The sequence below is a fragment of the Enterococcus sp. DIV1298c genome, from assembly GCF_017316315.1.
GTDB classification, from domain to species: Bacteria; Bacillota; Bacilli; order Lactobacillales; family Enterococcaceae; genus Enterococcus_B; species Enterococcus_B mangumiae.
In genome coordinates this window covers 17,451-36,664 of the sequence record NZ_JAFLWG010000028.1, presented here as the reverse complement: position 1 = coordinate 36,664, position 19,214 = coordinate 17,451, and the positions used below count along the sequence as shown (strand labels likewise).

General features: G+C 39.5%; 15 protein-coding genes. 5 read left to right on the top strand and 10 right to left on the bottom strand.

Going from position 1 to position 19,214, the window contains the following annotated elements; translation table 11 throughout:
* Window positions 1–51: 51 nt before the first annotated feature.
* Complete coding sequence (locus JZO83_RS07755) at window positions 52–2,718, bottom strand: cation-translocating P-type ATPase (RefSeq protein ID WP_206857693.1); 2,667 nt, start codon at window positions 2,716–2,718, stop codon at window positions 52–54.
* Window positions 2,719–3,055: 337 nt separating this feature from the next.
* Between JZO83_RS07755 and cls the strand changes: the two genes are divergently transcribed.
* Complete coding sequence (gene cls, locus JZO83_RS07750) at window positions 3,056–4,507, top strand: cardiolipin synthase (protein ID WP_206857695.1); 1,452 nt, start codon at window positions 3,056–3,058, stop codon at window positions 4,505–4,507.
* Window positions 4,508–4,589: 82 nt separating this feature from the next.
* Here the strand turns inward: cls and thiD are convergent, their stop codons facing one another.
* The 3 genes from thiD to JZO83_RS07735 form a co-directional block, all read right to left on the bottom strand.
* On the bottom strand, window positions 4,590–5,405 hold the full coding sequence (gene thiD, locus JZO83_RS07745; protein WP_207115412.1) for a bifunctional hydroxymethylpyrimidine kinase/phosphomethylpyrimidine kinase: 816 nt from the start codon (window positions 5,403–5,405) through the stop codon (window positions 4,590–4,592).
* A 172-nt stretch (window positions 5,406–5,577) separates the two neighbouring features.
* Window positions 5,578–6,018 (bottom strand): universal stress protein, encoded by a 441-nt coding sequence (locus JZO83_RS07740; RefSeq protein ID WP_206856444.1) that lies wholly within the window; start codon window positions 6,016–6,018, stop codon window positions 5,578–5,580.
* Window positions 6,019–6,210: 192 nt separating this feature from the next.
* Window positions 6,211–7,608 (bottom strand): glycoside hydrolase family 1 protein, encoded by a 1,398-nt coding sequence (locus JZO83_RS07735; protein ID WP_206856442.1) that lies wholly within the window; start codon window positions 7,606–7,608, stop codon window positions 6,211–6,213.
* Between the two features lie 153 nt (window positions 7,609–7,761).
* On the opposite strand from JZO83_RS07735, the gene celB reads away from it, so the two are divergent.
* On the top strand, window positions 7,762–9,033 hold the full coding sequence (gene celB / locus JZO83_RS07730) for a PTS cellobiose transporter subunit IIC (RefSeq protein WP_019723475.1): 1,272 nt from the start codon (window positions 7,762–7,764) through the stop codon (window positions 9,031–9,033).
* 133 nt (window positions 9,034–9,166) lie between these two features.
* Here the strand turns inward: celB and JZO83_RS07725 are convergent, their stop codons facing one another.
* The 5 genes from JZO83_RS07725 to JZO83_RS07705 all read right to left on the bottom strand — a co-directional run bounded on the left by JZO83_RS07725 (window position 9,167) and on the right by JZO83_RS07705 (window position 15,272).
* Window positions 9,167–10,144 carry an ABC transporter ATP-binding protein gene (locus tag JZO83_RS07725; RefSeq protein ID WP_206856440.1) on the bottom strand — a complete coding sequence of 326 codons (978 nt, stop codon included), beginning with the start codon at window positions 10,142–10,144 and terminating at the stop codon, window positions 9,167–9,169.
* A gap of 109 nt (window positions 10,145–10,253) precedes the next feature.
* Entirely contained in the window at window positions 10,254–11,681 is a 1,428-nt protein-coding gene (locus JZO83_RS07720; RefSeq protein WP_206856436.1) for an ATP-binding cassette domain-containing protein, read from the bottom strand.
* A 6-nt stretch (window positions 11,682–11,687) separates the two neighbouring features.
* Window positions 11,688–12,584, bottom strand: coding sequence for an ABC transporter permease (locus JZO83_RS07715; RefSeq protein ID WP_206856432.1), 897 nt, complete (start codon window positions 12,582–12,584; stop codon window positions 11,688–11,690).
* 11 nt (window positions 12,585–12,595) lie between these two features.
* On the bottom strand, window positions 12,596–13,525 hold the full coding sequence (locus tag JZO83_RS07710) for an ABC transporter permease (RefSeq protein WP_206856431.1): 930 nt from the start codon (window positions 13,523–13,525) through the stop codon (window positions 12,596–12,598).
* Window positions 13,526–13,715: 190 nt separating this feature from the next.
* Entirely contained in the window at window positions 13,716–15,272 is a 1,557-nt protein-coding gene (locus tag JZO83_RS07705; protein WP_206856430.1) for an ABC transporter substrate-binding protein, read from the bottom strand.
* Between the two features lie 654 nt (window positions 15,273–15,926).
* On the opposite strand from JZO83_RS07705, the gene JZO83_RS07700 reads away from it, so the two are divergent.
* The 3 genes from JZO83_RS07700 to JZO83_RS07690 all read left to right on the top strand — a co-directional run bounded on the left by JZO83_RS07700 (window position 15,927) and on the right by JZO83_RS07690 (window position 18,540).
* Window positions 15,927–16,649, top strand: coding sequence for a GntR family transcriptional regulator (locus tag JZO83_RS07700; protein WP_206856428.1), 723 nt, complete (start codon window positions 15,927–15,929; stop codon window positions 16,647–16,649).
* A gap of 293 nt (window positions 16,650–16,942) precedes the next feature.
* A complete protein-coding gene (locus JZO83_RS07695) occupies window positions 16,943–17,923 on the top strand; it encodes a ring-cleaving dioxygenase (protein WP_206856427.1) in 981 nt (326 codons plus the stop codon).
* Window positions 17,924–17,937: 14 nt separating this feature from the next.
* Window positions 17,938–18,540 carry an alpha/beta hydrolase gene (locus JZO83_RS07690; RefSeq protein WP_206856422.1) on the top strand — a complete coding sequence of 201 codons (603 nt, stop codon included), beginning with the start codon at window positions 17,938–17,940 and terminating at the stop codon, window positions 18,538–18,540.
* 235 nt (window positions 18,541–18,775) lie between these two features.
* On the opposite strand, the gene JZO83_RS07685 is transcribed toward JZO83_RS07690, so the two are convergent.
* On the bottom strand, window positions 18,776–19,039 hold the full coding sequence (locus tag JZO83_RS07685; RefSeq protein ID WP_206856420.1) for a hypothetical protein: 264 nt from the start codon (window positions 19,037–19,039) through the stop codon (window positions 18,776–18,778).
* Window positions 19,040–19,214: the final 175 nt, after the last annotated feature.

Sequence of the window (19,214 nt, the reverse complement as noted above, 5' to 3'; positions counted from 1 at the left end):
TTGTTTTAGTCTCGGCTACACGTTATCGAGAAAAATCCCTCTCGTCCGTGATTATTTATTTCCTTGCACACGTACCAAAATCATCTTAGTGATTTCCATCAATACGATCGTTACAAGCGCGATTCCGATACAAGTGAATACTTCAGTCAATCCAAATGCTGCTGGGATCGAGAAGACTTCTTTTAATCCTGGAATCATGGCAATGCAGTATAGTGCGCTACATACAGCCACCGCTAACAACACACTGCGGTTTGAGAAGAAACCAGCTTGGATCGCTGTTTGCGTGTTTGAACGTGCAGGGAATGTTTGCAATGTACGACACCAAATCAAGGTAGAAAATGACATTGCTACACCGAATTCAGGTGAATGTTGCATCCCTAACCATTGAGCAAAAATAACCGCAATACCGATCAAGATCCCACGATAAGTCACAGAGATCAATGTTTTATCCGTAAAGATACCTGAATTTGGATCTCTTGGCGGACGTTTCATTGTCGCAGGTTCTGCTTTTTCTGTTCCTAGGGCAATTGCTGGCAACGAGTCATTGACTAAGTTGATGAACAACAATTGTAACGCTGTAAATGGATTTGACCAATCCGCAACTAAAGCAAAGATGATTGCGATGATCGCACCTAAGTTTCCTGAGAACAAGTAAGAGATGGCTTTTTTGATATTATCAAAAACATTACGTCCTACTTCTACCGCGCTAACGATCGATGCAAAGTTATCATCTGTCAGAACCATTGCCGCAGCATCTTTCGCTACGTCAGTACCTGTACCCATGGCAATACCAATATCTGCTTGTTTCAAGGCTGGCGCATCGTTTACTCCGTCACCAGTCATTGCAGAGATATGGCCTTTTGTTTGCCAAGCACGCACGATACGGATTTTATTTTCCGGTGATACACGTGCATAAACCGTTACTTTTTCTAACACTTCATTTAATTGGTCTTCTGTAAGATCATCTAATTCTGTACCAGTCAATGCTTGGTCACCTTCAGCAAAAATACCGATTTCTTTTGCAATGGCTACCGCAGTCGTTTTGTGGTCTCCAGTGATCATGATCGTTTTGATCCCAGCACTTTTCGCTTCTTTGACCGCTTGAGTGACTTCGTCTCTTGGCGGATCGATCATTGCCATGATCCCCACTAAGATCAAATCATCTTCATCATCAAATGATAAGTCCAAGCTATTGATTGGACGATAAGCAAAGGCTAAAACACGCAATGCACGTTTTGAAAATGCTTCGTTTTGTTCTTGGAATTTTTTCATCAATTCATCTGTCATTGGCACGACTTCGCCATTTACTAATGCCTTCGTACTGCGACCAAAGACGATATCTGGTCCACCTTTGACAAATAAGAATTTGTCTTGATCGATTTCATGGGCAGTTGACATCAATTTTCGATCGGAGTCAAACGGTAATTCTGCTTGTCTAGGATTGCTTTGACGGATCTCACGGTAAGGTTGATTCAATTTTTCACTGAAGTCAATAAAAGCAACTTCTGTTGGATCCCCTAATTTTGAACCATCTTCACTGATTGATGCATCATTTGCTAACACACTGATTTCAATCAAACGACGTTCATCGACCGACCAGTTTTTCGGATCATTTGAAAAATCACCCGTTGCTCCATTCGCTAAGTAATAGTCAACAACTGTCATTTTGTTTTGTGTCAATGTTCCTGTTTTATCTGTACAAATGATACTCGTTGAACCTAATGTTTCCACCGCTGGTAATTTACGGATGATCGCATGTCGCTTCGCCATTTTATTTGTTCCTAATGACAACACGATCGTTACGATCGATTGCAATGCTTCTGGGATCGCTGCTACCGCAACCGCTACAGCAAACATGATCGCACTAACGATATCCGCTGTCATATCTCCAGTTCCGCCACCCATGTAGATACGGAATAACTGGATACCTAAGATCACCAATGATAAGCCTAAAATGGCTAAACTTAACTTCTTACTGAATTTATCTAAACCACGCTGTAATGGTGTAACTTGTTCCGTTGTTGATTCTAACAAACCAGCAACTTCACCGATTTCGGTATTGTTTCCTGTTGCCGTAACTAAAAATTTCCCACGACCGTAAGTAATGATCGTTCCACTAAACACCATGTTCGAGCGATCACCGATCGGCACAGTCTGAGTGATTTCTACGACTTCTTTTTCTGCTGATGTCGATTCACCAGTCAACATACCTTCATCGACTTTCAATGAACCAGCTTCTAATAGACGTCCATCCGCCGGCACATAGTCACCAGCATCAAGTAAAACGATATCGCCAACTACTAATTCATTCGCCGGAATCGTCATTTCTTTTCCGTCACGGATCACTTTTGCATCCGGTGCAGACAGGTTTTTCAATGCTTCAAGTGAACCTTCTGCTTTTTTCGTTTGGATCACACTGATCACTGAGTTCAACATCAACACGGCAAAGATAACGAAAAATTCGATGTAGTCGCCCATTACCATTTGAATCAATGCAACCACGAGTAACACGATGACCATAGCATCTTTGAATGTTTCCAAAAACAGCTTCCAGGTTGGCTTCTTAGGTGCTTCCTTCAGTTGGTTCAAGCCATCTCTTTCTAATTTTTCTTTTGCTTGCGTACTACTCAACCCGTCAGGTGAGCTTTGCGTTTGTTGCATCAACGTGTCGATCGATTCTTTGTAGACCGTTGATTGAGTGTGTTCCTTGTTTTCCAACTTTCATCCCCCATTTTAGTTAGTGTTTCCGCTATCGCCTGAAAAAAAAGAGACCTAAGACAAATGCGGATTTGTCTTAGGTCTCACCATTTCATACAATACCAGAAAACCATTTGGTTAACTTACTGTTGATATTATCACAACAAATGTTGTCGGTTACTCCCCTAAGGAGATATTCAACTGTATTTTTATACTACATGATTCATTTTTAAAATGCAACAACTTTCGCTTATCGTGCCTGATATTTTCAAAAAATTTCCATCTATATTTTCTTGATAATAGGCTTCTCCCCTTTCTCATGCTATACTGATGTTATTAAATAAAGGAGGTTTCACTCGTGGTAGGAAGCATTATTACTTTTTTATATGTACTGAACGCACTTATTGCACTTGTAACTATCTTGATCAAGCCTCGAGATGTCGCTGCGATCTGGGCATGGTTGCTCGTTTTGTTCGCTTTACCTGGTTTTGGCTTCGTTCTCTATCTTTTCTTTGGTCGCGGATTGACTGACAAGAAAAAATTCCACCTTCGTCAGAGTGATCTAACAGAACTGGAAAATTTCCAAGACTTCAAGGGAGATACCTTAGAACATTATGACCCCATCATCCAAAATGAAGAACATCAGCATTTCGTTGATTTCTTCTCATCCTTGAATCAAATGCCCCTCACTCGAAAAAATGCAGTCACACTGCTGACAGACGGTCAAGAAAAATTAACTGCTGTGCTAAAAGATATTGAAGCAGCTAAGCATTCCATTCACATTGAATATTATGCTTTCGTGACTGACAATATCGGACAGCAGATCTTGACACTATTAGAAAAGAAAGCCGCAGAAGGCGTGGAAGTTCGCTTACTTTACGATGCGTTTGGTTCACATGGCACAAAAACAAAAGATTTCAAGAAGTTGGTCGAAAATGGTGGGCATGTCCACACGTTCATCACTTCGCAACGCGCACTTTTACGCTTTCGTTTGAATTACCATGATCACCGAAAAATCATTGTGGTTGACGGCAAGATCGGCTACACCGGTGGCTTCAATATTGCCAATCAATACGTCAATCATACAAAAAAATTCGGCTACTGGCGTGATACACATATTCGTATCTATGGTGCCGCAGCCTCTTTACTACAACTACGCTTTTTAATGGATTGGAACGTCTCTGTTCCAGATCAAAAAAAAGTCGGTTATCATTTAGATTATTTTTACAAAGTCGACAAAAAAGATCAGGATCAACTATACCAGACATCGATCCAACTGGTTTCTAGTGGACCGAACAATGAGCGTGAACAAATCAAGTTATCATTTATCAAGCTGATCAGTTCAGCAAAAAAACGGGTCTGGATCCAAACACCTTATTTAGTTCCTGACGAAAGTGTGATTGCTGCGTTAAAAATCGCGGCGGCTTCAGGTGTAGAAGTAAAAATCATGATCCCAAACAAGCCAGATCATCCATTCATCTATCGCGCGACTCAGTACTATGCGCGTCAACTGATCAAAGAAAATATCCAGATCTTGGTTTATGAGAATGGTTTTTTACATGCAAAAACACTGATCATGGACGACGAAATCTGCATGGTCGGCTCAGCCAACCAAGATATCCGCAGCTACCGCTTGAATTTTGAAAGTAGTGCGATCATCTATGATCCAGCTTTCCTACAACAATTAGCTGATCAATTCGTACTTGATGAAAAAGCAAGTATCCCGATGACCACTGAAACAGTCAAAGAAATGTCGAATTGGTTATTGTTCAAGCAACAGATTTCAAGGCTTTTCTCACCGATTTTGTAATCTTTGATACGGCAAAAACAAGCTGGACTACTCAAACTATTTTTGAGCAGTCCAGCTTGTTTTGTCGCATCATACTTTCATTTTATTCGATTGCTTCAACCGCCCAATGATTGATCGGGCCATATTTATGTCCGACAAAAATTTCTTCTTTGATTGCTTGATTGACATATTGTTTCGCCGTACGAATCGCTGCTTCAACAGTTTCACCTTTTGCTAATTCAGCAGCAATACAGGCAGACAAAGAGTCACCCGTGCCATTGATGCGATCGGTTGCGTAAAACGGAGCTTCCAACCAAAATGTTTTTCCTGAAGCCAAACGAACATAATCCTTGACTGTTTGTTGGTTTGTATCGCTCGCATGATGGCCTTTGATCAAAACATTTTTAGGTCCCATCTTTTGGAGAATTTGAGCTGCTTTGGCATAATCTTCTTCTGTATTCAATTTGAGACCCGTCAGTTTCTCCGCTTCATAGAAATTAGGTGTCACTACTTCCGCCAGTGGTAAAAGTGCTATTTTCAACGTACTCAATGCTTCTTCTTCTAATAACTGGTTGCCATGCTTCGTCATTATCACTGGATCAACGACTAAAGGACCAAAATCATACTTCTGAACATTTTTGACCACTGTATTGATCAATGCAGCATCCGCCAACATCCCGGTCTTTGCTGCTTTGACCTGATAATCCTCTGCGATCAGTTCAAACTCTTTGTCGATAAAATCCGTTGGTAAAGGGACACTCGCACCGATCCCATAAGAATTCCCAGCTACACAAGCAGTCAAAACAGATACTCCATAGACCTTTCTGGTAAAAAACGTATGCAGATCGGCTTGCATGCCTGCACTTCCATCGCTATCTGATCCAGCAATCGTCATTACTTGGACATATTGTTGTTCCATTTTATCCATCTCCTATTTGAAATACGTTTGTCTTTTTTATCCTAACGCATTTTCTGTTGGAAAACAAAAAAAGGGATGTGCGTTGGGTCACGCGACATCCCTTAAATAGATAAATCGTATGGGAAAGCTTGCTCCTACAAGGATCATGTAGAAGTCCTCGCTTCAACATCACTTATTTTACAACTAACACATTACATGGCGCATGGTTGACCACATAAGAAGTGGTTGAACCTACTAATGCACGTTCGACAGCGTTCAAACCAGTCGCGCCCATGACGATCAAATCGATCGGCTCTTCTGACTCGTTGAAGTTTGCGATCAATGTTTTTGGATAACCGTATAATACATACGTTTTAATATCGGTCAATCCTTTTTCGATCGCTAAATTTTGGTGTTCCTTCATTTGTTTATCTGCCACTTCATCTAATTCTTCTTGTAAACTTGTTGTGACAAAAGCAAAATCACCAAAATAGTTTCCTGACACCTCATTCACATACAAAATATGCAATTTCGCTTGATTGCGTTTTGCTGTGGCAATTGCCTCAATAAATGCTTTTTCTGATTTTTCTGAACCGTCGATTGCTACTAAAATATTTTTATACGTATCTACCATTGGAACCGCCTCCTTCTTTACTTTTAGTGTAGCACGATTAGAACCGAAGGACAATTCTTAAGGATATTGCATAATAAGAGTGAACGAGTACATAAAAAATAAGGCGGAAAATCTTATTTTGGGATTTTCCGCCTTATTTCAAACAATTTATCGTATTTATTCAGTGATGTTTCTTATTTATTTAATGATCGATCACGCGTCAAAGCCATTATTATCCGCTACTTCTTTGAACCAATGACCAGATTTTTTGATCGTCCGCTTACCATCTTGATCTAGATCGACCGCGATAAAGCCATAACGGTTTTTATAAGCATTTGTCCAAGACCAGTTATCCATACAAGTCCACATATGGTACCCTAAACAATTTGTGCCTTCTTGAATCGCTTGATGCACATATTTTAAATGATCTGTCACAAACTCGATGCGATAATCATCTTCAATCATTCCTTGTTCATTAACATAACGCTCTTCTCCTTCAACACCCATGCCGTTTTCAGAGATGAAACATTTGATATTGCCGTAATTTTCTCGCGTATTTGTCAAGATATCATAGATACCTTTTTCATAGATTTCCCAACCGCGATAAGGATTCATTTTTTTATTCGGCATATCATAGTTGTCAAAATAATCATCTGGTAATGGTGCGCGATCTTTGTCGATTGGCGTTTCTTTCGCTTTGATACGTCGTGGCTGATAATAATTGATCCCTAAAAGATCCACTTTATTTTCTTGGATGATCGTCAAATCTCCTTCTTCCATGACAGGCATGATATCCAATTCTTTAACGATATCGATCAACTCTTGTGGGAACTCACCTTTAACAGCTGGATCAAGGAATGAACGATTGAAAAAGGCATCCGCAATTGCCGCAGCTTTCACATCTTCAGCGTTATTTTCATCACGTGGGTAACTTGGTGTCAAGTTCAGGATAATACCGATCTCTCCATCTTGTCCTGTTTCATGGTAGATTTGTATCGCCTTTGCACTTGCCAAGTTTTCATGGAACCCTACTTGAACTGCTTCTTTGAAGTCCACATGATTAGGATAATGGAATTGATAAAGGTAGCCACCTTCTACAGGTACGATTGGTTCATTATGCGTAAACCATTTCTTCACAAGATCTCCGAACAATTCAAAACATGTTTTGGCATACTCAGCATAAGCTTCGACAGTTTCTCTTGCTAACCAACCACCCTTTTCTTGTAAAGGCATCGGCATATCAAAATGGAAAAGATTGACGAATGGTTCAATACCTTGTGCAATCAGTTCTTCAAAGTACGTGCGATAGAAAGTCACTGCTTGTTCATTTACTTCTCCTGTACCATTAGGAAGCAAACGGCTCCACTGGATCGATGTGCGGAACGTATTATGACCAGTCGCTTTCATCAATGCAACATCTTCTTTATATTTCGTATACACTTGAGAAGTCTTGCTTGGTCCTACTTGATTGAAAAACTTCTCAGGTTCCAAGTCGTACCAATGATCCCAAATGTTTTCTCCTTTGCCATCTCCTGTAACACGTCCTTCTGTCTGCGGGCCGCTAGCAGCTGAACCCCACCAAAAATTTTCTGGAAATACATATTTTGTCATGTTTTGTCCCTCACTTAATTTTCTTTTGATAACGTAATCATACCAAACCATAAAAATAAATCAATACTTTTTAAATAAATGACTAGACATTTATCCAGTTTGAAGTTATACTCATTTTGTAATCGATTGCAAATTATAATAGAGGTGAATAAAATGAACGGTTTTATGGATAAACTAGCTCAGAAAATCATGCCTTTAGCGAACCTTCTAGGGCAAAATCGTTACTTGACAGTGTTACGGGATGCATTTATGTTATCTTTCCCTTTAACAATGTTCGGATCGATTGTTGTCGTTTTCAATAACTTACCATTCTTTAGTGATGCAACTAAAGGAACGCTATCAAGCTTATTTGGAAATGGGCAAAATGCAACAATGAGTATCATGTCAGTCTTTGTTACTTTTGGTATTGGCTATTATTTATCTAAATCATATGATGTTGAAGGTATTTTTGGAGGCGCTGTCTCATTTGCCAGCTTCTTGATCTTAACGCCTTTCGTCATGACAACTGTCGGTGGCGAAGAAGTATCTGGTGTGTTGACTCTTGATCGCTTAGGCGCAAAAGGAATGTTCATCGGTATGATCGCTGCTTTCATCGCAGGTGAAATCTACTGCCGCATCACAAAACGTGGTTGGCAGATCAAAATGCCCGCAAGTGTCCCACCAGCTGTAACAAAATCATTTGCTGCATTGATCCCAGCGGTTGTGACTTTGACTGTTTTCTTGATCATCAATGCAGTTATGACTGGCGTTTTCCATGCAAACTTACATGATGTCGTTTATGAAGTCATCCAGAAACCATTGACTGGTTTAGGAAGTAGTTTACCTGCTACTTTGATTGCTTTGTTCTTTGTACAATTCCTATGGTTCTTTGGTCTTCATGGTCAAATCATCGTCAACTCTGTAATGGACCCTATTTGGAACACGTTGATGCTTGATAACTTAGAAGCTTACCAAAATGGTCAAGAATTGCCTCATATCATCACGAAACCATTTATGGAAACATTCACTGTAGGAATCGGTGGATCAGGGATGACTTTAGCAGTCGTTCTATTGATGGCATTTGTTTTGAAGAAAAAACAATACCGTGATGTTGGTCGTTTAGCTCTTGCTCCAGGAATTTTCAACGTCAATGAACCAGCCATTTTCGGTTTGCCGATCGTATTGAATGCAACGATCTTGATTCCTTGGGTTGTCGCACCATTAGTCGTAACAACTTTCAACTACCTAGTGATGGCAGCAGGAATCGTACCCGCTCCAACTGGTGTCTCCGTTCCATGGACAGTACCGATCATTGCGAGCGGTGTGTTAGCTACAAACTCATGGTTAGGCGGCTTGCTACAAGTCATCGATTTTGTGATCGTCGCTGTCATCTGGTATCCGTTCTTGATGATCTTAGATAAACAACCTGATATGGATGTTGTCTGATTTGACGAGATCAGAAGCTAATTTTTGAAGTCGAAACAAACATTTTTTTAATGACAATCAAAAAGGCCTCCACGAAATTTGCTCATTGCATTTTCGTGGAGGCTTTTTTATTAATTAAATAGTATCTAAATCCTTATTTCTCTTGCTTGTACATTCGACTGTCCTCCCAATCGGGTACGATTTCTTTCAAACTTGCTGCGACATAATGGTTTTCGCCGACTTTTACCCAATCAGGATCAACAGATTCAGTTGCTTTGAAATTTGTGAAATCAAATCGTTTATTTTCTTTATTATAAAAATCAATTGGTTCAGATTGTTTTTGTTGGATATCCGTTCTTAAAAACGCTGCTAATAAGCGACGTGTATATGGATGATGTGCATTTTTGAAAATGTCTTCGATTGATGCACTTTCTACGATTTTTCCGCCATGCATGACGATCACATCATCTGCCATTTTACTGATGACACCAAGGTCATGCGTAATGAATAAAATACTCGTTCCTAGCTTATTTTTCAACTCATCCATCAACTTTAATATATCCGCTTGGATGATGACATCTAAAGCAGTCGTCGGCTCATCAGCAATCAATAGTTTCGGATTACAAGCTAACGCCATCGCAATCATCACTCGCTGGCTCATCCCACCTGAAAGCTGATGCGGATATTGCTTTGCCACCCGATTGACATCGGTGATCTTGACTGCTTCTAACAACTCATACGCTCTCATTAAAGCTGCTTTTTTACTTAGATCCTGATGTAACCTCAACGCTTCGATCAACTGTGCTTTGATTGTGAAAACCGGATTCAAACTCGTCATTGGCTCTTGGAAAATCATCGAAATCTCATTTCCGCGAATCTGTAGAAGCTCTTTCTTTGAAAAATCCCGAATATTTTTACCTTCAAAGCGGATCTCCCCTTCAGCAATGTATTGATTGCGCTGAAAGAGTTGCAAGATCGACATCGCAGTTTGACTTTTCCCACTCCCACTTTCGCCAACGATGCCCAGCGTTTTTCCTTTTTCAAGAGAAAAAGTAACACCTTTGACCGCTTTGACTGTTCCACGTTTTGTATCAAAATAGGTGTGTAGATTATTTACCTCGAGTAACTTCATCCAAACCTCCTTCTTAATCTGTTGTGACAATGCCACCCAGTTTCTTATAAGATTTCAGCCACACAGATTATTTCTACTTCGAATGGTATCGATTGTCTCTTTTCTGTCATTAGTTTAATGTGCATTTTACAAAATGATCTGGTTCTACTTCGACCCAATCGGGATCTGTATCTTGCTCTTTTGAATAGTAAAAGGCAAACTCAGGGTAGGTTTCTTGAAGATCCCACTGCTGCTGATCCTCATCAAGTGTCGGGATCGCATTTAGCAATTGTCTTGTATAAGGATGGACAGGATTTTTGAAGATCATGCTTGCTGGTGCTATTTCTACGATATGTCCAAAATACATGACTGCGATACGATCGGAAATAAATCTCACGACACCGAGGTCATGCGTAATAAATAAATAGGTCAGGTTAAGTTCCTCACGTAACTCTTGAAGCAAGTTGATGATTTGCGACTGAATAGAAACATCTAATGCAGAGACTGCCTCATCACAAACAATAAATTTCGGTTTAAGAGCGAGTGCTCTTGCAATGCCGATCCTTTGACGTTGCCCACCGGAAAATTGGTGTGGATATCGATCAATAAATTCTTTCTTCAGCCCACATTTTTCCATAATATCAATGATATACGCCTCATACTTTGGATCTTTTTTATTTTTGAAAAACTGATGGATCAATAGTCCTTCTCCGATGATCTCCCCGACAGTCAAGCGTGGGTCCAACGAGGAATATGGATCTTGAAAAATGATTTGTAAATCCTTGCGTAATGCTTGCGATTCCTTCGAAGTTAAATTAGCAAGGTCAATCCCTGAGTCTAACTGTTGCTCAAAGTACTCAAAATCTTTATTGCCCATTACTTCTTTTCTCAGTTGTGAAACTGTTTGGTTGATAACCGCTAACTCTTCTTGTTGCTGTTGAAGCGTTTCTTCGATCCGGTCAATTTCTTTCTGATCGACAGATGCCCCCATTAATTGTTTCTGTTGGTTGAAAGTAAGACTTCTTTTACTTTTAGCAATACTCGATGCCACTTGATAGTGAGCCAATAATGTCTTACTCACTTTTTTTAGATCTTCGTGTAAAATCAATCCTCCTACAAGTCGTAACATATTGCCATAGTCATTTTCAAAAACAGCCTTTTTTAGACGTAATTGCTCCGTTACATGATCCGCTTCTGAGCTATTTCTACTACGCTTATTTTCAAGTTCAGCTATCACACTTCTTGCTTTCTCAAAAGACTTCATTTTTTGTGGAAGTTCTTGATAGATTTTTTTCATATATAAAGGTGTAAAGTCCTCTAAGGTTTCTCCGTAATAAAGAGTAGAGCCGCTCGTTTGTCGTTGTAATTGGATGATGGTACGACCAAATGTTGACTTGCCACAGCCACTTTCACCAACAATCCCTAGTGTCTCGCCTTTTAGGATATCTACTGAAATATCCTTGTTGGCTTTTACATAATCTTTCCCAATACTAAAAGGATTTTTTTTCTTGATAGGAAAATGTTTTTCTAGATTTTTGATGCGCAAAATAGTTTCCATAGCCAATCACCTCTCTCTCATTTTCGGATCAATGGCATCACGAATACCATCTCCGATCAAATTAAAGGATAAGATTGTCAAAACAATCGCCATTCCTGGATAGATCGTTAAATAAGAATGCGTACGAATATAACTACGGCCAAAATTCAACATCGTTCCCCACTCCGCTACAGAAGCTTCCATCCCTAAACCAATAAAGCCTAAGCCGACCGCTGATAAGATCGCCGTTGCAACTCCCATTGAAGCTTGAACAATCACTGGTGACATCACATTTGGCAGAATATGCTTGAAAATCAATAAATTGGCATTTGCACCTAACGCGGTTCCTGCTTCAATAAACTGCTTTTCTTTGACAGACATTACACTGGCTCGAATGATCCGAGCAAATATGGGGATATTCGCTAAACCAATCGCAATAATCATATTCATTAAACTTGAACCAAAGGAAGAAACGATCGCAATCGCTAATAAGATGGAGGGAATCGACAACAAGATATCACAAAACCGCATGATCAATGTATCGATCCAACCTCTAAAGTAGCCAGATAGTACGCCTAAGATCCCGCCAAAAAACAAAGCCAACAAGACCGAGCAACCCCCAACTGTCAATGAGACACGTGTACCATAAATCAGTCGGCTCAAAACATCACGACCTAAATCATCTGTCCCTAACCAATGCGTACGATTGGGAGACTGCAAAGCATTACTAAGATCCTGCTCTCTCATTCCATAAGGTGCAATAAAATCAGCGAAAATCGCAACAAAGATCAATAAACAGATAAAAAATAAGCCGAACATAGCACGTCGATTGGATTTCAACGCTTGCCAAATCTCTTGTCTAGATCCTTCAGACTTGCCGGCAATCGATTCTGTTTTTGCTAAATTATTTTTTCTAAGAAACATAATTTCCTCCTTTAGTCATATGAGGTTTTTATTCGTGGGTCTATATAGGCATAAAGAATGTCTACACATAGATTGACCAACGTGAAAATAAATGCGATAAACAGGACCCCACCTTGAACGATCATCGTATCTCTTGTTCTGATCGCATTGACCATCAAGGTACCGATCCCATTGATACTGAAAACAGTCTCTGTTAGAACTGCGCCTCCTAACAAAGCGCCAAATTGCAGCCCAATGATCGTCACGACAGGGATCAATGCATTTCTCAACGCATGATGAAACGTCACCGTCGAGTCGCCGACTCCCTTAGCTTTTGCTGTTCGAATATAATCTTGATCTAAAACATCCATCATACTTGACCGAGTAATACGGGCAATGCTTCCAATGGAAGAAGAGGCTAATGCAAACACAGGCATGATCATTTGTTGCCAATTACTAAAACCCGTTGCAGGCAACCAGCCAAGTGTTGATGTAAATAAAATGATCAATAACAAGGCTTGCCAAAATGTTGGCATTGAGACGCCTAATAATGAAATGAACATAACGACGTTGTCGATTTTTGAATACGGTCGAGTCGCCGATACGACCCCCATCGGAATCCCGATCAACGAAGCAATTAAAATACTCCACGTCGATAGTTTGAGCGTATTCGGTAGACGAGTAAGAATTTCGTCAAGCACCACTCGTCCTGAAACATACGATCTACCGAGATCAAAATCGATGAACACATTCCTGATATAGCGGAAAAATTGTTCGATAAAGTGACGATCGAGTCCCATTTGGCGCCTCATTGCCTCATATTGTTCTTGCGTTGCTCCTTCACCTAAAACCATCGTTACTGGATCGCCAGGTGATAAGTACATAATCGTGAATACAATAAAAGTGACCCCCAACAACACCGGGAACAACCATAGTATTCTTTTTACAATGTATTGGAACATCTTATCATCTCCTTAAAGAGGTAGTTACAGAAGGGTTTATCTTTAGAAAATAAGCGCAAAAACCCGAAAATGATTCTGCCGATTTTGGGTTTTCGCACTTATTTCTGCATGCACTACTTCTGTAACACTGTTTATTCGATTTCAGAGGTAAAAGATGACTAATGCCACCGCTCCTCCTCTAAACATACCTTTAATTTTTTGACACAACATTTAGGAAGTAACTTCCTGTTGGATGGTGTTCAAATCCTTGGACCCAATTACGAACACCAGACACGTTTTCCCTTGTTTGTAAATATACCCAAGGAACATCTGAATTGATGATCTCTTGTACTGTATGATAATACACTTCACGTTCGCCTTGTTCAGATGTGTAACGTGCAGCTTCTAATAATTCATCTACCTCTTCATTATGGTAGAAAGAGCGATTTCCTGATTCACCAAAATTACTAGAGTGGAACAACGGGTGCAGTCCATAATCGGCATCTGTTGTGATTGTCGTCCATCCTAATAAAAACATATCCGCTTCTCCAAGAGCCGTCGCATCAAGAAATGCGCCCCATTCCATCTGATGAACTTCAACCGTAATTCCTAGTTCTGCTAAAGCTTCTGAAACAATTTGAGAAACTCGAATTCTTTCTTGGTTGTTATCGCCGACATATAAAGAGAGAGAGAACCCACCATCTGGATAGCCTGCATCTGCTAATAGTTCTTTCGCAAGGTCCATATCATATGGTGTCGCTTCTAAATCGCCATTGAATCCAAAAACTAGTTCATTGATCGGACCACTCATCGGCGTCCCAATCCCCATATGCACCGTCTCAATGATCGATTCAACATCAATTGCATGTGCGATTGCTTCACGAACGCCAACCTCTTGAAGGGGCGTGTCATTTTGTAAATTGAAACCTAGATATTCTGTTCCTAAGTTTTCAGTATTCAATAAAGTCAAATCATCATTTTCCTCAACGGTACTATTATCTGAAGGAGAAATATCATAAGCAATATCAACGGTTCCTGATTCCAATTCAATCAAACGAACACTTGAATCTGTGATCGTGCGAAACTCAATTCGTTCCACTCCATCAACATCGTCCCAATGATCAGAAAAGCGTTCTAACGTCAGTTGGCTCCCCGTCACCCATTCAGTAAACTCAAATGGTCCAGTACCTACAACACTGTTGATCCCATAATCTTCACCAGCTTCTTCTACAGCAACTTCACTTAAAATACCGACAGCTGGATGAGCAAGGTGAGTTAAGAAAGGACCAAAAGAATCATGGGTACCGATACGAATCGTATGATCGTCGATTACTTCGATCGTCTCAGGATCAACCGAACCGATAATATGACTGATCGAAGGAGATTCAGTTGCGCGGTGTAACGTATAAGCAACATCAGAAGCCGTTAATGGTTCACCATTATGGAAAACAACATCTTCCCGTAAGATGAACTCATAAATATTTTCTTCCACTTCTTCCCAATCTGTAGCTAATCCAGGTACCAACTCTAAATCGTTCGTTTGCTTGATCAACGTCTCATAGATTTGTCTTGCCACTCTACTTGTCGCCTGATCGTTTGTTTGATGAATATCTAATGTCACCGGATCTGCACCAGTAGCCACTACTAAGACATTGGGATCAGGACTACTTGAGCCTGATGCGCTGTCTCCATCACCAGTTCCACATGCACCTAAAAACAATGCACCTGTTAACAGCAATAAGAATCCTCTTGTTTTACGATTTTTCATACGTATCCTCCATTTCACAGTTTATTTTCTCTAACCTATTTTTCATTTAAAAGATAACGATACCGGAATATTTTTAATCGTATTCTAATTTAACTAAAATCCACGCGCTATCTTTTTGCCAATACCCCAATAAACAACAGAGATTATCTTAAATGATAATCTGTCAAATTGTTTGCTTGAAAATATTAAAGCTCATTATATATTAATCTTTTTCTTATGTAAACATAATTTTTAGAATTTTTTCTTTTTTTTGAATCTTTATACTTTTGACTAAAAATACTTTAAAATGACATTTTATGCGATAAATATCCATACATAGCGATTTTTCTGAGTATTGTTACATTTGTTTTTTTTTGAAATTCAACTCTTAATAAAGCTTGTTTAAAAGTGGGAAATTGAGGTAGCAATTACTTTTTTCTTTAGCATTTTTTAGATAATCGTTTAATCATTTATAGGTTCATTTGTCCCATCCATGATCAAAACCTACTATATAAAAAAATCAGCGTTTTTCTTGATCACGTAGATTAACGATCTTTGCTCTTCCCTTTACAAATTTATAAAATCAATTCATGTACACGGTCATCCACACTTCTCATGCTTTTATTGGTTGTCGGGGCTATGATCTTTCGTTATACTCAAAGTGAGGTGAAAAACGTGCCAAAATATGAAGAAATCGCAAATATCTTAAGAGATCGAATTCGTTCAAAAACTTATCCACCAAATAGTTTTTTACCAAATCAAGTGGATCTAGTCGAAGAATTCAATGCTAGTCGAATGACGATCAAAAAAGCCATCAACATTCTAGCCATGGAAGGACTCGTTTACTCGCAACGAGGATCAGGAACTAAGATTTTAAGCCATCCTTATTTAAACAAAGATACTTCTCCTGCGAATGAATACGAAGGATTAAGTTTACAAATGAAACGACGCCAACGCTCCCTAACAAGTCAGATCATTCAATTTGACGTCGAGTTCCCTAATGCTTTTATCCAAGAACGTTTGATGATCGATGCAGAACAGCCAGTTTATAACATTCATCGCTTGCGTATCTTAGACGATGAACCGTATATTTTAGAACACACTTTTATGCCAGTCCAACTTGTTCCAGGATTAAAGAAAGAACATCTTTTGTCATCCATCTATGATTATTTGCACAAAGAACTCAATGTCCATTTTGCTGGTGCTTATCGTGCAATCTCAGCAGACAAAAGTTCCGCATTTGATCAACAGTATTTAAATTGCGCCGAAACAGACCCAGTACTTGAGGTCCAACAAGTCGTCTACCTAAAAGACGGTCAACCGATCGAGTATTCCTCAAGTCGCAATCGCTTCGACGTCCGCAATTATTCACTGTTAGATGTACGAGCAAATCAGTAGCTGAAGTGAGGAATCCAGTATTCACTTCAAAAAAGCAACGGCCACATTCATGAAGTGCGCCCCCTAAGTTAGATCTTGTGGTCTAACTTAGGGGGCGTACTTCATCAACTATCGTGACCGTTGCTTTTTTTATTAAGCCAGCTTATTCGTCTTCTCATTTTAAAATCAAACAAACAAACCCCCTCTCTTTCAAGTAGCAGGACATATTTATTGCAATATCTCTCGTAACATCCTATACTGACCTTAACAACATTTACTTACTTTTTGTAAGTTTAAAGAAAAGAGGATGAATTATGGATACAACAATTCGAGGCGTCCACCATGTCACAGCAATGACATCTAGTGCACCAAAGATCTACCGTTTCTTTACAGACATTCTAGGAATGCGCTTGATCAAAAAGACAGTCAATCAAGATGATATTGAGACTTACCACTTGTATTTCACTGACGAACATGGCTCTGCTGGGACAGATATGACCTTTTTTGATTTCCCAAACCAGCCAAAAGGAACGAAAGGAACGGATACGATCGCTCGTACGTCGTTTCGTGTACCTTCCGATACAGCGTTAGACTATTGGTTGGACCGATTTGAAAAATTCCAAATCACTCATTCTGCGATCAAAGAACGTTTTGGCAAGAAATATCTTGAATTTGAAGATTTCGACGAACAAGCGTATCAATTGATCTCAGATGAAAAAAATACTGGCGTTCCTGCGGGAGTTCCTTGGAAAAACAGTAGTATCCCGATAGACATGGCAATCACTGGACTCGGTCCAGTCATCGTTCGTGTAAGTGATCTTGAGCCCATTCGAACGGTATTACTTGCTTTACTCGGTTTTAAAGAAATCGATCGTGCAGATGACTTTTATTTATTTGAAGTGGGTGCTGGCGGAAACGGTGCTAGTATCATCGTCGAACATCGTACCGATCTACCAAAAGCAATCGAAGGTTATGGGAATGTCCATCATCTCGCTTTACGTGTAGCTGATCATGAAGCACTACAGTTTTGGATCAATAAAATCAACCAAACCTCTTTACCTAGTTCTGGATTTGTTGATCGTTTTTACTTTGAATCTGAATATTTCTTAGCTTCTACTCACGTCTTATTCGAACTAGCCACAGATGGTCCTGGATTCTTTGGCGATGAGCCTGCTGAAACAGCTGGAGAGATCCTTGCTTTGCCCCCATTACTAGAAGGAAAAAGAAAAGAAATCGAAGCTTATGTTCGTCCATTTGACACTCGAGACGCCAACCAAAAACGGGTAGATCAATGACAGGAGTGAAACATTTGAAGTATCTTTACAGACAAGGAAAAACAACACAAAAAAAATTGATCTTACTTCATGGGACTGGTGGAGATGAACACTCGCTTTTAGAAATTGCAGAGTTTCTTGCACCTGAAAGTACACTTTTATCCTTTAGAGGGAATATCAACGAGCAAGGGATGAATCGTTTTTTTAAAAGAAACGGATTGAATCAATTCGATTATGACAGTTTAGCTGAAGAATCCTCAAATCTGTTAAATGAAATCAAAACAATCAGTCACTCCCATGAGATTCCATTAACAGATTGGATCGTTGTCGGATTTTCAAATGGCGCAAATATTGCCGCTCACATCATGTTGGCTCAACAAACAGAATTAAACAAAGGACTTTTCTTCCATCCGATGTCTTTAGACAAGTATCCTGAGAAAACAGAACTACCTGATACTTCTGTCTGGTTATCTTACGGCAATGGAGATCCGATCGTTTCGAACACTTCATTTAGTCAATTAGTTAACGAATTTGATTCACGAGGCGCTAAAGTAACAACACAAACCACAGATCAAGGGCATCAATTGACCATGGATGAGTTGACACACGCCAAGCAATGGCTAGATACTTTAGACTAACCCTTTGCGTTTTATTTCAAAGTTTTGAAATCAACTACGTTACCCAGAATCGAAAAAAGAACTTGGGAAAACAAATCGTTTTCTCAAGTTCTGTTTTTCGCTTTTAAAATCTATTTATTGATCAAAATGTCGCTATATCTTCTTTTAGTTCAAGTAAATCAATCCTAATAAGAAACATCGATTAACCAAGACTCCCCGCCAATGTTTCTCCATCCTCAGGATAAAACAGATTGGCTCATTCGAATACTTTTAATTCCTTTTCTTGCTCATCGAATACTTCTATTACTCTTTTTGCGAACCCTCCTTTGACAGAATCCTCCAACTGACCACGACTGCTCGAGAACGCTTTTTCTGCTTCTTCTACCGCTTTCTTATGAGTTTTATCCGTTTCTTTCTTTTCTGCCGTCAATTTTTCCTGCATGGCAATTCCCACGGTTTGAACATTCCATTTCTCTAAAGTTTTTCTTAACTCATTTAACAAATCTTCCAAATCAACCATGACTTCCCGTTGCCAAAAATCTATAAGTAGTTTTTCAAGATAAAGTTATCTTACATCTAATTTATAGAGGTTATATATTTTGACAAACTAGTTCCCCTCCTTGTCTCTTATTTTTGAGAGACCTTACGCTATAACCGACGAAAACGTTCCTCAATCTTTCTTAGTTTGCTCCCTT

Excerpts from the sequence above, each read along its gene's own strand:
- JZO83_RS07685 (WP_206856420.1), bottom strand. The coding sequence starts at position 19,039 with ATGGTTGATTTGGAAGATTTGTTAAATGAGTTAAGAAAAACTTTAGAG.
- JZO83_RS07705 (WP_206856430.1), bottom strand. The coding sequence starts at position 15,272 with ATGAAAAATCGTAAAACAAGAGGATTCTTATTGCTGTTAACAGGTGCA.
- thiD (WP_207115412.1), bottom strand. The coding sequence starts at position 5,405 with ATGGAACAACAATATGTCCAAGTAATGACGATTGCTGGATCAGATAGC.
- JZO83_RS07740 (WP_206856444.1), bottom strand. The coding sequence starts at position 6,018 with ATGGTAGATACGTATAAAAATATTTTAGTAGCAATCGACGGTTCAGAA.
- JZO83_RS07715 (WP_206856432.1), bottom strand. The coding sequence starts at position 12,584 with ATGTTTCTTAGAAAAAATAATTTAGCAAAAACAGAATCGATTGCCGGC.
- celB (WP_019723475.1), top strand. The coding sequence starts at position 7,762 with ATGAACGGTTTTATGGATAAACTAGCTCAGAAAATCATGCCTTTAGCG.
- JZO83_RS07710 (WP_206856431.1), bottom strand. The coding sequence starts at position 13,525 with ATGTTCCAATACATTGTAAAAAGAATACTATGGTTGTTCCCGGTGTTG.
- JZO83_RS07725 (WP_206856440.1), bottom strand. The coding sequence starts at position 10,144 with ATGAAGTTACTCGAGGTAAATAATCTACACACCTATTTTGATACAAAA.
- JZO83_RS07735 (WP_206856442.1), bottom strand. The coding sequence starts at position 7,608 with ATGACAAAATATGTATTTCCAGAAAATTTTTGGTGGGGTTCAGCTGCT.
- JZO83_RS07695 (WP_206856427.1), top strand. The coding sequence starts at position 16,943 with ATGGATACAACAATTCGAGGCGTCCACCATGTCACAGCAATGACATCT.
- JZO83_RS07720 (WP_206856436.1), bottom strand. The coding sequence starts at position 11,681 with ATGGAAACTATTTTGCGCATCAAAAATCTAGAAAAACATTTTCCTATC.